This window comes from Neobacillus sp. S1227 (assembly GCF_055385255.1).
This window is the reverse complement of sequence record NZ_AP038276.1, coordinates 4,148,838-4,163,967: the sequence shown is the minus strand read 5'-3', so window position 1 is coordinate 4,163,967 and position 15,130 is coordinate 4,148,838. Positions and strand designations below refer to the sequence as shown.

Here is a 15,130-nt window from a genome sequence, read left to right as displayed (position 1 = left end):
TTTTTCCTCATACCTTTTAGGGAGACTCGTGCAGCGGAAAGGAAGGGGAGAAAATGAGCCGGTTTAGCGGGTATGTAAATGAATTATTTAAATGGAATGAGCAGATGCGGCAGTTCCTGCAGTCTGAACGGGTCAGCCAAAACTCTGAATTATGGGATGAACTTGATGAATTTACGAATATGATTGAAGGTTCAAGAAAAGAGCTTACAAATGAAGAACTGATCGGTCTTCAAGCAAGAGCTGAGCAAATCCACGGTAAATTGGAAAATTATTTTAGCCGAAAACGTGACCAGGAAATAGGGACCATTTGGGCCATTGAAAAACAAATCCCACCGGGAGGCCATAAACTACCTGAGCTGCCCTATCCTTATAACGCGTTAGAGCCATATATCTCTGAGGATATTATGCGGCTTCACCATGATAAGCATCACCGTGCATATGTTGAGGGCATAAACAAGGCAGAGCTAAACCTAAAATCAGCAAGGGAAAGAAACGATTTTTCCCTCGTAAAGCATTGGTCCCGGGAGCTCGCATTCCACGGATCGGGTCATTATCTTCATTCGATATTTTGGAAAAACATGAGTCCAAATGGCGGAGGAAACCCGTACGGATTAGTGCAAAAGGAAATCACCAATTATTTTGGAAGCATTACGGCATTTAAGAACCATTTCACCGAGGCTGCCAAACAGGTTGAAGGGTCAGGCTGGGCGTTATTGGTTTGGTCGCCAAGAGCACGTCATTTGGAAATTTTACAAACGGAACGGCACATGCTGCTGACACAGTGGGATACCATCCCACTGCTCGTCCTCGACGTATGGGAGCATGCTTATTATCTTCAATATAAAAACAACCGGGCCGAGTACATCAATAACTGGTGGAATGTCGTAAACTGGCACGATATAGAAATGAGATTTGAAAAAACAATTGACACAAAATGGTCTACCTTTTGACAAGGAAGCGGTGCCCCCGCTTCCTTTTTGTCCAGCTTCAGCTCCTAGGGGGCTTGCAGGGCTGCAGCCTTCTCATCTGCTTGTCTAGAGCCTTGAGCGCCCCTGTTCAAGGCGCTTCTCTTTTCTTTTTGTCATATCACACCTTGTCCTGCATAAAATTTACTAAATAAAGAGGAGGACGAGGTATATCTAATGAGAATTTTTTTAAAAATAGCCTGTTTTTGCCTCATAGTCTCACTATTTGCCGCTAATCATCCTCAGAGAGCCGAGGCTTCCTTTGATGTTAGTGCTGCTAGTGCGGTTTTAATTGAGCAAAATTCCGGCCGCATTCTTTATGAAAAAGATGCTTTTACGAAAAGACGAATCGCCAGCATTACGAAAATTATGACCGCGATTCTAGCAATCGAATCTGGAAAACTAGATCAATATGTAAAGGTAAGTGAACAAGCTGTGCGTGCAGAGGGCTCATCGGTATACTTAAAGCCTGGTGAGAAAATAAAACTTGAGGATTTAGTCTATGGGTTAATGCTGCGGTCCGGAAATGATACAGCTGTTGCTATCGCCGAATATGTCGGTGGAAGTGTCGATGGCTTTGCTTTTTTAATGAACCAAAAGGCAAAGGAAATTGGCATGTTAAACACTCATTTTGCGAATCCACATGGCTTGGATGATCATGAAAACCATTATTCAACCGCTTATGATATGGCCATTCTGACACGTTATGCAATGCATAACAAAATCTATCAAAAAATTTCCGGCACAAAGGTGCATCGGGCTCCTAATCCAACCGAAAGCTGGGACAGGGTATGGAAAAACAAAAATCGGTTATTAACAAAGTATAAATATACAACCGGTGGTAAGACAGGCTATACAAAACGGGCCAAGCGGACTCTGGTAACGACAGCGTCAAAAGGTGATATGAGTTTAATTGCAGTTACCTTGAACGACCCAAACGATTGGGATGATCATATCTCCATGTACGAAAACGGATTTAAAAATTATGATATGGCAGAAGTCTTAACAAAAGGAAAAATTGATATCAAAAGTCCGAAATATTATCAAAACCATTTGTTCTTAAAGAAATCAATTGTTTACCCGGCAACCAGTCAAGAGATGGACTTATTCAGCATTAAGTATAAGTTAACTAAGCCTGATAAAAAGTGGGATGATGAGAGTAAACAAGAGAGAGTAGTCGGAAAAGCTATTGTTTATTTGGATGGAAGGTCCGTTAAAGAATCACCTATTTACTATCAAAGCTTACCGAAAAAGGACAATAGTTTGTTTGAAAGTGTTAAAAAAATATTTTTTTCACTAATAGGTGTGAACGCGCATGGTTAATTATATCTGGGTTGGAATGACCGTTATTGGGATTGTGTTTGCCCTGTTTAATGGGACCATTGAGGATGTAAACAGGGCGGTATTTGATGGGGCAAAAGAAGCGGTTACTTTATGTATTGGCCTAATCAGCGTGCTTGTCTTTTGGCTTGGAATGATGCGGATTGCGGAAGAATCAGGACTTCTTGAAAAACTAGCTAAATTATTTCGCCCGCTTGTAAAGATATTGTTTCCGGAAGTACCAGTCCAACATCCAGCTATGGGATATATGCTGTCGAATATGATTTCCAACATGTTTGGCCTCGGGAATGCCGCGACGCCGCTAGGCATCAAAGCAATGGAGGAGCTAAAAAAGTTAAACGGCGGAAAAAACTCGGCTTCAAGGTCTATGGTCACTTTTTTGGCGATTAATACCGCGAGCATTACCATTATCCCAACAACCGTCATTGCTATCAGAATGACGTATCATTCAACATCCCCTACCGAAATTGTTGTTCCAACCATTATTGCCACTATCCTTTCGGCGATAGGGGCCGTTCTCATCGATCGTTATTTCTATTATCGTAGACGCCGAAAAGGATGATATTATGGAATTCATTTCATTGATTTCTCTGACATTTATACCATTATTAATAGGCTTTATCCTGATTTATGGCACCATTAAACAGGTGCCTACCTACGAAAGCTTTGTTGAGGGCGGTAAGGAAGGGATAAAAATCGCTGTTTCGATTATACCTTTTTTAGTCGGTATGCTGGTGTCCATTTCCATATTCCGGGCATCAGGTGCACTTGATGCCATCATGGATTGGTTTCGTCCATTTATGAAAATGATTGGCATTCCCGCGGAAATCGTCCCATTATTATTGATTCGGCCTATATCCGGTACGGCAGCCTTGGGTATGACCAGTGACTTAATCGCGGTGTACGGACCAGATTCTTTTATTGGCAGATTGGCATCGGTATTGCAGGGGAGCACCGACACGACCTTCTATGTTTTAACTGTTTATTTCGGAGCAGTCGGCATTAAAAAAATGGGTGATGCCTTAAAAGTAGGCCTCTTGGCGGACGTAGTCGGTATCATCGTATCCATCCTCGTCGTCGCCTTTATTTTCGGAACAAAATAACAAAAAGCAGGTTCTTAACAGAGCCTGCTCAGGCTGTCGAAAGCATTCGACAGCTTTTTATTTTACTCATTTTCTTTAATTATTAGTAATTAAAGGCATTCCACAAGTCTGTTGATTGGCGCTCCACTAAGGAAAGCTTCCTTGAATAATCATCGCAGGGACAGGCTGCTCTTTGCCTGTCCCGAGGCGCTTCGCTTTCCGCGGGCGTGCCAGGACCTCCCCGCGGAAAGCGAGTGCCCGGAGCGGAAATCAACAGGCCCAAAAGCATGGACAATCAAAAAAATAACCCAGATACAACAAAAAGCAGGTTCATATCTGAGCCTGCTTTTTGTATTTTATCAGGCATGCCGCTTAGACTTTGAAAAGTGGAGAATTTGTGTCATAATTCAGTAGGATAGAACAAATGCATTTTTAAAATAAGAATTATTACTATAGCGAAATTATATTTGTTCCCTATACTATTGATTGATTTTTTGAGGTGAAAGAATGGAAAGATTGCAGAAAGTAATTGCCCGCGCCGGAATTGCGTCCAGAAGGAAAGCTGAAGATTTGATCAAAGAGGGCAGGGTAAAGGTAAACGGAAAAGTTGTCACTGAGCTAGGTGTAAAGGTGTCACCATCCGATAAAGTCGAGGTAAATGAAATTCCGCTTGAGAAAGAAGAGTCTGTTTACTTCCTTTTATATAAACCAAGAGGGGTCATTTCAAGTGTAAGTGATGAGAAAGGCCGAAAGGTAGTAACTGATTTCTTTCCTGCCATAAAAGAAAGGATCTTCCCTGTAGGGCGTCTTGATTATGATACTTCCGGACTATTGCTGCTAACCAACGATGGCGAATTCGCCAATTTGCTTATGCATCCAAAGAACGAAATCGAAAAGGTTTACGTTGCAAAAGTAAAAGGTATTCCTTTAAGGGAAAATCTTAAAAAGCTAGAAAAGGGAATTCGTCTGGAGGATGGAAAAACAGCGCCGGCAAAAGTGAAGCTGCTGTCAGTAGATAAGAAAAAACAAACCTCTATCGTTGAGATTATTATTCACGAAGGCAAAAACCGTCAGGTAAGGAGAATGTTCGAGGCAATCGGCCATGAAGTTTTGAAGCTAAAGAGGGAACGTTATGGGTTTTTAACTTTAACAGGGCTAAAGGCTGGAGAAGCTAGAGAACTTACAACCCATGAGATGAAGCAGATAAGGGCACTTGCTTTAGACGTATCGAAGCGGCGAAAAAATTCATAGAATCGTCACAATTAAATAATGTGATAAACACTGTCGGTACATTGATAAATGATATAATTTGGATTAACTGTGCTCAGTAGTAAATGGAGGAGATTCAAATGAAAAAACGGCGATTGGTGATGAGAACGATTATTCTGCTTATTCTCGGTGCTGCCGTTGCTTATAGCCTATATGCCAATTTGACAAAGGATACAAAACAAAAGGTAGCAGTTGGGGAACAAGCTCCTGATTTTGTACTAACGGATATGGACGGGAATAAACATCGTTTATCCGATTACCGTGGTCAGGGAGTTTTCTTAAACTTTTGGGGAACATGGTGTCCACCTTGCAAGAAAGAGATGCCATATATCAATAACCAGTACCAGCAATATAAAGACAAAGGGGTTCAAGTTTTATCAGTTGATATACAGGAATCCGAGCTGCAAGTAAACCAATTTGCTGAGCACTATAAGCTGGATTTTCCGATTATGATCGATACCGATAAAGAAGTCATGACAGCCTATGGTATTAACCCGCTGCCAGCAACATTTTTAATCGATAAAAACGGAGAAGTTGTGAAATATCATACCGGTGAAATGACGGAAAAAATGGTAAGGGAGTTTATGGAGAAAATTAAACCTTAATGGTTGTTGGGAGTTTTTTTAATGAAAGATGTAAAATGTGAATGCGGGCATGTAAATCCGCACGGCACTGTGTTATGTGAGGCCTGCGGAAAGGTACTGGATGAAACAGACAATAAGAAAGAACTTCTTGATATGCGCTATGAAGGCAGTGCTCGCCGCTCGCAAACCTATAACAAAACTATCATTGATAAAATATGGAACTTCTTTTCCTCTGTAAAGGTCGGCGTCTGGCTGATAATTATCACGCTGGTTGCTTCTATTCTAGGCACGATTTTACCTCAGGAAATGTATATTAATCTGCCGCCGGATGTGTATTACGAGCAGGAATACGGCTGGTTTGGAAAGTTGTACTACCAGCTCGGCTTTCATGATTTGTATGGGTCATGGTGGTATTTATTATTAATCGCCATGATTGGCATTTCCCTCGTTATTTGCAGCCTTGACAGGGTAGTACCTTTGTATAAGGCATTAAAAGCACAAAGGGTCACAAGACATGAGGGATTTCTCAAGCGCCAGCGGGTGTTTGGCACCACTTCCGAGGCTGAGCAAGCGGACCTTGAAACGGTCAAAAAACATTTGCAGGCAAAACGATATCATGTCCGTGAAGAAAATGGCGATATTCTTGCAGAAAAAAATCGTTTTTCCCGTTGGGGTCCATATGTAAACCATATCGGTTTAATTATTTTCCTATTTGGCGGAATGCTCCGGTTTATCCCCGGCTTTTATGTGAATGAGGACCTATGGGTTCGGGAAGGGGAAACCGCTTTAGTTCCTGAAACGAATGAACAATATTATATTAAAAACAATCAATTTATATTAGAGAATTACGATAAAAACAATAAGACTTTCGAAAAGGCACTTAAAAGGGCAGGCGAGGTTGTGAAGAACTATCAATCAAACGTTGTTCTGTACCAGCGCGAGGGAGAGAAAATACCGGGAGAAAAGCCCAAGCTAAAGAAGTTGGAGGAATATAAGATTAGAGTAAATCAGCCGCTTTCCTTCGATGGTTACTCAGTCTTTCAATCTTCCTTTAAAACTGAATTTAAAGCGATGACTTTTTCTCTTACCAATAAGAGCACAAATCAAACCTTTGGAGATGTAAAGGTTGACTTAACAGACCCGCTGGAGAAGTACGATCTAGGTAATGGGTACTCGGTGGAACTTTTAAACTATTTCCCAGATTTTGAATTTGACGATAATGGTGAACCATCTACAAAATCGCGGGTACCAAATAACCCGGCCTTCATTTTCCGGATGAATACACCGGACAAGCCAAAAGGGGAAACCAGTTTTGTAGCCATCAGACAGACCATTGAACCGTTCGGTGATAATGCCTATAAATTGGCCTTCAAGGGAATTGAAACAAAAAATGTTTCCGGGTTTATTGTTAGAAAGGATTCCTCTTTATGGGTGTTCATTATTGGCGGAATCATTTTTATGATTGGGGTTATTCAAGGTGCCTACTGGAACCACCGTCGTATTTGGGTTCAACGCAAAAACGGGCAGGTCTGGATTGCCGCCCATACAAACAAGAATTGGTACGGCATGAAACGGGAGCTTGAAGCGATTTTAGCAAGCACCAAATTGACAATGCCGGAGGATCAGCTTCAAAGGGACAAAGAGGTTAAGGAGGTAGTATAGTTGGCAGCATTAAGCAGTAATCTATTGTTTATCGCTTTTATACTATATTTAATAGCGACGCTGTTTTTCGGCGGTTCTATCAAGGAGAAAAAAGGTACTGAAAAGAAAGAAACGAATAAATGGGGGAAAATTGCTGTATTTCTAACGATTGTGGGCTTCGTTTCCCAGCTTGGCTATTTTATCACCAGATGGATTGCGGCCGGACACGCACCGGTCAGTAATATGTTTGAGTTTACGACATTCTTTGGAATGGCCCTTGTCGGCGCGTTTATCGTGATTTATTTTATTTACAACACTACGCTGCTTGGTCTGTTTACAATGCCCGTAGCCATCCTGGTCATCGCGTATGCTAGTATGTTCCCTAGGGATATTACTCCATTAATACCTGCACTGCAAAGCTATTGGCTGCATATTCATGTTACCACTGCTGCAATTGGGGAAGCCATTTTGGCAATAAGCTTTGCCGCAGGTCTTATCTATTTAGTAAAAGCCATTGATCAAACTAAATCTAGTAAACGAACTTTTTGGCTCGAAGTGGTAATGTTTTCTTTAGTCACAGTTTTGGGCTTTGTTGCCGTTTCATCAATCTTCTCCGGAATTGGGTACCAAGAGAAATTTAATTGGGTTGATAAGCACGATAACGAGGCAGTTGTCGAATATACGATGCCTGCCATTACAGGACCTCACGAAGGGGAACTGTTGACAAAGGATGGCTTTAAACCATTTGTTGAGATGCCAGCTATTGTTAATGCCAAAAAACTAAATACGGTCATTTGGTCATTGATCGGTGGAATTATCCTATACGGGCTCATTAGACTGATTATTAGAAAGCGAATTTCTGCCGCACTTAAACCGTTAGTTAAAAATATAAACCTTGATTTTGTTGATGAGATTAGCTATCGTTCAGTTTTAATTGGATTCCCTGTTTTTACACTGGGAGCATTGATCTTTGCGATGATTTGGGCGCAAATGGCTTGGTCCCGTTTCTGGGGCTGGGACCCTAAGGAAGTATGGGCATTAATAACCTGGTTATTTTATGCCGCATTCATGCATCTTCGTCTGTCAAAGGGCTGGCATGGAGAGAAGTCCGCATGGCTTGCCGTAATCGGCTTTGTTATTATCATGTTTAACCTTGTCGCCGTCAATCTCATCATCGCTGGACTCCATTCATATGCTGGATCATAACTGCTGCCAAAATATAGCCTTCACTTTCGATAAAGTGAGGGCTTTTTTCTAATAATAGGAATAACATTTTGTCATTTATTTAGATTGTCAAATTATTGACACTTTTTAGCGGGTTTATTAGCTTTCAACATATAGCAAAAATGGAGACCATTTTGTAAAATAAACAACATGGGGGGATTAATAATGGATCAGGACGTTAAAATCTTAGTTGTAGATGATGAAGAAAGAATTCGCAGATTATTAAAAATGTATTTAGAGCGGGAAGATTTTATAATTGATGAAGCGGAGGATGGCAATCAAGCATTAGCAAAGGCATTGGCTAACGATTATGATGTCATTCTTTTGGATTTAATGATGCCTGGCAAGGATGGCATTGAGGTTTGCCGTGAATTAAGGGAGAAAAAGGCGACTCCTGTTATCATGTTAACGGCAAAGGGTGAAGAGGTAAACCGGGTACAGGGCTTTGAAGTAGGTACGGATGACTATATCGTTAAACCATTCAGCCCGCGTGAGGTAGTACTAAGGGTAAAGGCATTATTAAGACGATCATCACAAACTACCTTCCTGCAAACAGAGACAACAACCAAGGATGTCATTGTATTTCCTCATTTAACAATAGATAATGATGCCCACCGGGTATCTGCTGATGGAAAAGAGGTCAGCTTAACGCCTAAAGAATATGAACTGTTATATTTTCTTGCCAAAGCACCGGACAAAGTATTTGACCGTGAGCAGCTGTTAAAAGAAGTATGGCATTATGAATTTTTCGGAGACCTAAGGACAGTTGATACGCATGTAAAACGTCTTCGCGAAAAACTAAATAAAGTTTCCGAAGATGCTGCTAGAATGATTGTTACCGTTTGGGGAGTAGGTTACAAATTTGAGGTAGTAAATGAATGACCTTCTTAAGAAGTGTAGTCGGTAAGCTTTGGTTTACCATCATTTTATTAGTGTCATTTGTCCTGTTTATTTTAACAGTGATGCTCCTTGAGTTTTTTCAAAACTATAATATTAATGAAACAAAGAATGATTTGACCCATACAGCTGAAAAAATCGCCGCTGTGTTGGAGGAGCATCCAGCAGATAAATGGCCGCTGGGTTTGGAAATCTCGTGGGAAATCATTGATGATGTTACAAAAGTAGTCATTATAAAAGGTGAAGATGTTTATTATTCTCCAAACACAAAGGGAGGAAATAAATTATCGATAGATGATATTCGGAACGATCCTGAGTTATCAAATGTATTAGATAAAAATAAACGGGTTGAGAAAATCTCCGATCTTTCATCCGAAAAAAATAGCGCTGGGACTGCCGCAAATTATTCAATCATCGGTGTGCCGCTTATACTCTCTGGAAATCAAAATGGAGCAGTATTCATTTACCAATCCTTAAGGGTCATGCAGGAAACATCCCGGTCAGCAACCAAATTTATCTTGCTTGTGGCTGGTGTTGCCATTATTCTTACTACCATTTTCGCATTCTTTTTGTCCACAAGAATAACCGCCCCGTTAAGGAAAATGCGGGAAGCTGCATTTGAGGTGGCAAGAGGGAAATTTGACACAAAGGTCCCTATTTTGACCCATGATGAAATTGGTGAACTTGCTACTGCCTTTAATCAAATGGGCCGGCAATTAAAGTTTAACATGAACGCGCTCAGCCAGGAAAAAGAGCAGCTCGCGAGCATCCTAAGCAGCATGGCAGATGGGGTTATTACCTTCAACCGGGATGGAACGATTTTGATCACAAATCCTCCGGCAGACCGCTTTCTTCAGTATTGGTATTATGAGAAAGGGATTATCTCCGGATCAGAGGCCATCCCCTCTCAAGTCATGAATCTTTTTCAAAAAGCAGTTGATACAGAAAAAGAGCAGATTGGGGAAATCTCCCTGCAAGGGCGCCATTGGGTCATACTGGTTAGCCCGTTGTATAGCAATCGATTTATTCGTGGGGCAGTTGCAGTCTTAAGGGATATGACCGAGGAGCGGCGATTGGAGAAAATGAGAAGAGACTTCATTGCCAATGTTTCACATGAATTGAGAACACCAATATCCATGCTCCAGGGCTATAGCGAAGCAATTGTTGACGATATTGCCGAAACCCAGGAAGAGAAAAAAGAAATGGCAAAGGTTATTTATGATGAATCGCTAAGAATGGGTCGACTCGTCAATGAATTGCTGGACTTGGCGAGAATGGAAGCAGGTCATATTCAATTAACAATGGAAGAGGTTAATATCTCTACTTTCATCAAACGGATTATCCATAAATTCCAAGGGTTAGCCAAAGATAATGGAATTCAATTACTGGCTGAAATCGACAACGACATATCAACCTTTATAATGGACCCTGATCGAATTGAACAGGTACTTACGAATTTAATTGATAATGCGATTAGACATACGCCGAAAGATGGTTCTGTTACCTTAAAAGTGACTATCGAGGACAAAGGGGTCAGAATGGATGTTGTGGACTTAGGAACAGGGATTCCTGAGGAAGATTTACCGTTTGTTTTTGAACGGTTTTATAAGGCTGATAAGGCACGAACCCGCGGCAGGTCTGGAACAGGTCTTGGACTGGCTATTGCCAAAAATATTATTGATGCCCATCGTGGACATATATCCGTTCAAAGTAAAGTTGGGCAGGGAACGACATTTTCCTTCATACTCCCACGAAAATCGTAAAATGACCATAGATTTTGCCGATTTCTATTGATTCACAAGGAACATTTTAAGAGGCTGGCTGCTCGTGCCAGTCTCTTTTTAGCTAATTGAAGAGTATGAATATCAAACTTCATACTTGCCTATCGCATAAATTCAACTACGCCTCATAAACCGTCCAATCGGACAATCCAATCGGCGGGTTTTCATTTACTATTTCCATCAAATGCCTTTCTTTTCATCCCAAAACAGTCTATATTTAAGAAAGTGTAACCTTTTATACATAAACATCGACTAATATTTTGAACGGGGAGGGGAAAAAGTTGGACTCCGTTTTCGATGAACTTTATCAAAAATATCACCATGATGTGTTTCAATTTCTTTTTTATATGGTTAGAAACAGAGAGCAGGCGGAGGATCTTGTTCAAGAGGTTTATATTAGAGTGTTTAAGTCCTATAACCGCTTTGAGGGAAAAAGCAGTGAAAAAACCTGGCTTTTTTCGATTGCGAGAAATGTTGCCATTGATTATTTTCGAAAGCAAAAGGGGTGGAAAGAGAGAATCCTTGAGAAATTTGATTGGTCTTCAAATCAAGTAAAGGACGACCATCCCATCCCTGAGGAAATGGCAGTTCATAGAGAAGAAATTAAATGGGTATATAAATGCTTGGAATATTGTACCGTAGACCAAAGGGCAGTCGTTATATTAAGATTTATTCACGATTTGTCAATAGCGGAAACAGCAGAGGCTCTAGGGTGGACAGAAAGTAAAGTCAAAACTACGCAGCATCGCTCATTGAAGGTTTTAAAAAAGCATATGGAAACATTTTACGCGAAGGAGGAGGGAACTAGTGAGAAGGTCAGAGTGGAGCGATAAAGAGCTCATAGAATTGTTAAAACAAATGCCTAAAATAGAAGACTATCGCCATCCTCGTGACATTTACCAAAACCTTTCACGTAAAAAACGGAAACCTGTTTCATGGGTCCTGCCGGGTGTTGCCGCCGCAGCGGCACTATTTTTATTTTTGATTTTAGCTCCTAAGTTTATGGATACGAACCATTATTCAATCAATAATGCCAAACAAGAGTCAACAAAAGAGGCGAAAATTGCCAAGGATAATAGCGATGCGAGCGGTATGGCCAATCAGAGTTCGCAAACGGGTCAAATTTCAACATTAAAGAAAGCCGAAAAACAAAATGATTATGCGGGGAAAACAGCTGTTTATTATGACGAAATAAAAGACGGCGTCGTGCTGACCTATTGGGTCCCCGATAATCAGGCGCTAAATCTAGTACCGGTATCAACTATGGTCAAAAATACCGAAGGAAAAGACTGGCTTACTCTATTTAACGAACATATGGTAAATTTAAACGAATCTGAATGGGGCCTAAGTGAATTTTATCCGCTCCAGGCAACATTGCATTATGATAATGCTAATAAAACTGTTACTGTCGATGTACCTTCGGACCATCCATACCGCCAAGGCAGTGCTACAGAACAAATTTTTCTCGATGCGTTAAAAAATGATATTTCTTCCAATAGTAACATCAAAACACTTAAGTTTACTACAAATGGCGAACCAGGAATCGAGCTAAGCAATGACTTTTTGGAAAAATTGACCATCACTGATGTGAAAAAACACGCTTACCTGCTTTACTATCCTAATGGCAGTGACGTTCCGTTCTTGGTGCCAACTCCTGAATCATATAAGGATATTAAGGCTGCATTTGATGCGATGAAGTCAGTAATAGAGGAATATCAATTACAAAGATCTTTGTTGCCAAATTTGGCAATTCAGGATGCATCAGCAAATGATAACACGTTAACCATCACTTTTGCGAAAGATTCCCGTATAGAAGATGAGCGGTTGGCCGTCTGGTCGATGGAGGCCATCCTATTAACGGCAAAAGAATTCGGATTTGAAAAAGTGGTCGTGAGCAATCCTCCTGCTGCAAATATTGGCCCGTTTGAATTAACAAAAGAAATCAAGGTGCCAGCGGCGCCAAATCTTCGGACAATCGAGAAATGATAAAGAAATCAACCAAATCGGTTGATTTTTTTATGCATAAAATAGCAATTGACTCCAAATTATAACAAATATGGTCAGGCCGTCCCATGCTTCACCAAATGTTCTAAACTCGAGTGCAAGAACATATTGTGAGAGGTATGGACAAGATGTAAGGAGGATTAATAGTGAAATGCGTGACTATATAAAGAGGTTTTTTATTGCCATTATAATGGCGATTTGTGTAGGTTTGTTGTTTCTCGGAGGGAGACACTCGGAAGCTGCAGGATTGCCAGAGGCGAAAACGGAGAAGGAGAGATGGATTTGGCCGGCGGATGGCGTTATATCTGATACGTATGGGACAAGACAGGGTAAACATAAAGGAATCGATATCGCCGGAAAATACGGCACCCCGGTCTTGGCAGTTGAAGATGGGGCTGTGATAAAGTCATATTATTCCAATACATATGGTCAAGTTATATTTATCAAGCACCCAAGCAATTTCGTTACGGTTTATGCCCACTTAAGTAAGCGGGCGGTTGTGCCTGGTCAAATGGTTAAGCGTGGGGAGACTATTGGAACAATGGGAAGGACAGGTCAGGCTACCGGTACCCATCTTCATTTTGAATCACATCAATTAGAATGGAGATATGACAAAAGATTTGCCATTAATCCGGAACTGCTTTTAGGAGATGCCGATGTTGGCGAAGCGGTTCAAGGCGGAATTGCATCCAGTAGCAAGGATGTTTTGGAGGTAAGTACCCATCCGCAAAATATTTCTGAACCCATCGTGCTGCCGTTTGTAAACCAATATATTGTAATAAAGGGTGACAACTTGTCCTCCATAGCCAGAAAGTTTAATGTGACAGTTGAAAGATTAAAGGAAATCAACAACCTTAACACGGATGAAATCAAGCCTAATCAAGTCTTATTCGTCCAGTAAATTAAATTTTTTAACCCGCAGCCTATTGTTGCGGTTTTTTTATCTAAATATTTTAAAAACGGAAAAAACTTTAACTTAACAAAGTTTCTGATTTTCAGTATAATAAACTTATAATTTTATAAGATCTATCTTCGGGGCAGGGTGAAATTCCCGATCGGCGGTATTAGAGTATAACTCTTTAGCCCGCGAGCCTTATTAGGCAGGATTTGGTGTGATTCCAAAGTCGACAGTATAGTCTGGATGGGAGAAGATGGAGGTTCTGCATGCATTCGAAAAATTTCTTTAATCGAATGCTTATTAAGCGTACCTAAATTTACTCCCTCAAACTTCAATCTTGAGGGAGTTTTATTTTGAGCGCCTATGAAAGCTGAATCTCTCTTCCTAACGTGATGGATCAAAAAGGAGAGAGGAAGATGAAGAAAATGAAGAACACAAAGGTAAAGGCAATGGTTTCAATCGGGATGCTGAGCAGCATCGCTTATTTATTAATGCTTTTAAACTTTCCGCTGCCGATGTTCCCCAATTTTTTGTTTGTTGACTTTAGCGATATTCCAGCTTTGGTTGCTGCGCTGATTTTCGGACCAGTGGCAGGAATTTTAGTAGAGTTGTTTAAAAATATGTTGAATTATTTTGCAATGGGAAGCCCGACAGGCATTCCTGTTGGCCACCTTGCCAATTTTGCTGCAGGGATAGTATTTATCCTGCCGACTTACTATGTGTATAATAAACTGAAATCAAAAAAGGGAATGACACTTGCTCTGGTAGCTGGAACAATGATCATGGCTGTTGTGATGAGCATCGCCAACTACTTTATCATACTACCCGCCTACACGTCTTTAATGGGGTTCCCGGATATGCGGAATCTTGTCGTACCTGCGATTTTGCCATTTAATATCTTAAAGGGCGTAATGATGTCTATTATTTTCATGCTTTTATTTATACGTATGCAGGCATGGCTAAATAAATTTTCAATAAAAAATGCTTAAAACGAAACAGAGGCCCCAATTAATTGGGCCTCTGTTTTTTTATAGAAAAAAATAACCCCCCAGCTTAAGAAAAGGAGGAGGGTAGCAGCTTAAGAATATCTTCAGTCAAAGATTATTCAAATTTTGTTGGGTTACCGTCGAAAGGCTCGTCAGCGACTTTAATAGAATCTGTTGGGCAGCCTTCGAAAGCGTCCATCATGTCATCGATTAAAACATCTGGAATTTCAACGATACCTTCGTTATCGTCTAGTGTTACGAATGCGATACCTTCATCATCGTAATCATAGATATCTGGTGCAGCCGCGCCGCATGCGCCACAGGCGATGCAAGTTTCCTTGTCAACAATTGTGTACTTTGCCATGAAAAAAACCTCCCAGTAAAATAACAAGTAATATTCTTACTTATTTTCCGTTTGTGATGGAAAATACAATTCACATATCTATTGTAAAGCTGTA

At 40.7% G+C, this 15,130-nt stretch carries 15 protein-coding genes and 1 riboswitch; of the genes, 14 read left to right on the top strand and 1 reads right to left on the bottom strand.

Translation table 11 applies throughout. The annotated features are described in order from the left end of the window. Nucleotides 1-53: 53 nt before the first annotated feature. The 14 genes from ACZ5AE_RS20870 to ACZ5AE_RS20805 all read left to right on the top strand — a co-directional run bounded on the left by ACZ5AE_RS20870 (nucleotide 54) and on the right by ACZ5AE_RS20805 (nucleotide 14,675). Nucleotides 54-950: a superoxide dismutase gene (locus ACZ5AE_RS20870; protein ID WP_464566486.1), complete on the top strand. Its 897-nt coding sequence runs from the start codon at nucleotides 54-56 to the stop codon at nucleotides 948-950. 192 nt (nucleotides 951-1,142) lie between these two features. Further along, on the top strand, nucleotides 1,143-2,288 hold the full coding sequence (locus ACZ5AE_RS20865) for a D-alanyl-D-alanine carboxypeptidase family protein (RefSeq protein ID WP_464566485.1): 1,146 nt from the start codon (nucleotides 1,143-1,145) through the stop codon (nucleotides 2,286-2,288). Further along, nucleotides 2,281-2,868 carry a nucleoside recognition domain-containing protein gene (locus ACZ5AE_RS20860; RefSeq protein WP_464566484.1) on the top strand — a complete coding sequence of 196 codons (588 nt, stop codon included), beginning with the start codon at nucleotides 2,281-2,283 and terminating at the stop codon, nucleotides 2,866-2,868. Before ACZ5AE_RS20865 ends, ACZ5AE_RS20860 begins: the two co-directional genes overlap by 8 nt. Nucleotides 2,869-2,872: 4 nt before the next feature. Next, nucleotides 2,873-3,409 (top strand): spore maturation protein, encoded by a 537-nt coding sequence (locus ACZ5AE_RS20855; RefSeq protein ID WP_464566483.1) that lies wholly within the window; start codon nucleotides 2,873-2,875, stop codon nucleotides 3,407-3,409. Between the two features lie 486 nt (nucleotides 3,410-3,895). After that, a complete protein-coding gene (rluB, locus tag ACZ5AE_RS20850; protein ID WP_464566482.1) occupies nucleotides 3,896-4,639 on the top strand; it encodes a 23S rRNA pseudouridine(2605) synthase RluB in 744 nt (247 codons plus the stop codon). 98 nt (nucleotides 4,640-4,737) lie between these two features. Further along, on the top strand, nucleotides 4,738-5,262 hold the full coding sequence (gene resA / locus ACZ5AE_RS20845) for a thiol-disulfide oxidoreductase ResA (protein ID WP_464566481.1): 525 nt from the start codon (nucleotides 4,738-4,740) through the stop codon (nucleotides 5,260-5,262). A 21-nt stretch (nucleotides 5,263-5,283) separates the two neighbouring features. Further along, nucleotides 5,284-6,903, top strand: coding sequence for a cytochrome c biogenesis protein ResB (gene resB, locus ACZ5AE_RS20840; RefSeq protein WP_464566480.1), 1,620 nt, complete (start codon nucleotides 5,284-5,286; stop codon nucleotides 6,901-6,903). Continuing rightward, entirely contained in the window at nucleotides 6,904-8,088 is a 1,185-nt protein-coding gene (gene ccsB, locus ACZ5AE_RS20835; protein ID WP_464566479.1) for a c-type cytochrome biogenesis protein CcsB, read from the top strand. A 183-nt stretch (nucleotides 8,089-8,271) separates the two neighbouring features. Continuing rightward, nucleotides 8,272-8,988 (top strand): response regulator transcription factor, encoded by a 717-nt coding sequence (locus ACZ5AE_RS20830; protein WP_464566478.1) that lies wholly within the window; start codon nucleotides 8,272-8,274, stop codon nucleotides 8,986-8,988. After that, nucleotides 8,985-10,766, top strand: a complete 1,782-nt coding sequence (locus ACZ5AE_RS20825; RefSeq protein WP_464566477.1) for an ATP-binding protein — start codon at nucleotides 8,985-8,987, stop codon at nucleotides 10,764-10,766. The genes ACZ5AE_RS20830 and ACZ5AE_RS20825 overlap by 4 nt, the downstream gene beginning before the upstream one ends. 278 nt (nucleotides 10,767-11,044) lie before the next feature. Next, nucleotides 11,045-11,617 carry an RNA polymerase sigma factor SigX gene (gene sigX / locus ACZ5AE_RS20820; protein ID WP_464566476.1) on the top strand — a complete coding sequence of 191 codons (573 nt, stop codon included), beginning with the start codon at nucleotides 11,045-11,047 and terminating at the stop codon, nucleotides 11,615-11,617. Continuing rightward, complete coding sequence (locus tag ACZ5AE_RS20815) at nucleotides 11,592-12,770, top strand: negative regulator of sigma-X activity (RefSeq protein WP_464566475.1); 1,179 nt, start codon at nucleotides 11,592-11,594, stop codon at nucleotides 12,768-12,770. Before sigX ends, ACZ5AE_RS20815 begins: the two co-directional genes overlap by 26 nt. Before the next feature lie 169 nt (nucleotides 12,771-12,939). Continuing rightward, the gene (locus ACZ5AE_RS20810) at nucleotides 12,940-13,689 is read left to right on the top strand and encodes a peptidoglycan DD-metalloendopeptidase family protein (protein WP_464566474.1); all 750 of its coding nucleotides are present in this window, start codon (nucleotides 12,940-12,942) and stop codon (nucleotides 13,687-13,689) included. A gap of 123 nt (nucleotides 13,690-13,812) precedes the next feature. Further along, a riboswitch (FMN riboswitch) is annotated at nucleotides 13,813-13,945 on the top strand. A gap of 166 nt (nucleotides 13,946-14,111) precedes the next feature. After that, nucleotides 14,112-14,675, top strand: coding sequence for an ECF transporter S component (locus ACZ5AE_RS20805; RefSeq protein WP_464573689.1), 564 nt, complete (start codon nucleotides 14,112-14,114; stop codon nucleotides 14,673-14,675). Nucleotides 14,676-14,787: 112 nt separating this feature from the next. Here the strand turns inward: ACZ5AE_RS20805 and ACZ5AE_RS20800 are convergent, their stop codons facing one another. Continuing rightward, the gene (locus tag ACZ5AE_RS20800) at nucleotides 14,788-15,036 is read right to left on the bottom strand and encodes a ferredoxin (RefSeq protein WP_042355233.1); all 249 of its coding nucleotides are present in this window, start codon (nucleotides 15,034-15,036) and stop codon (nucleotides 14,788-14,790) included. Nucleotides 15,037-15,130 lie beyond the last annotated feature (94 nt).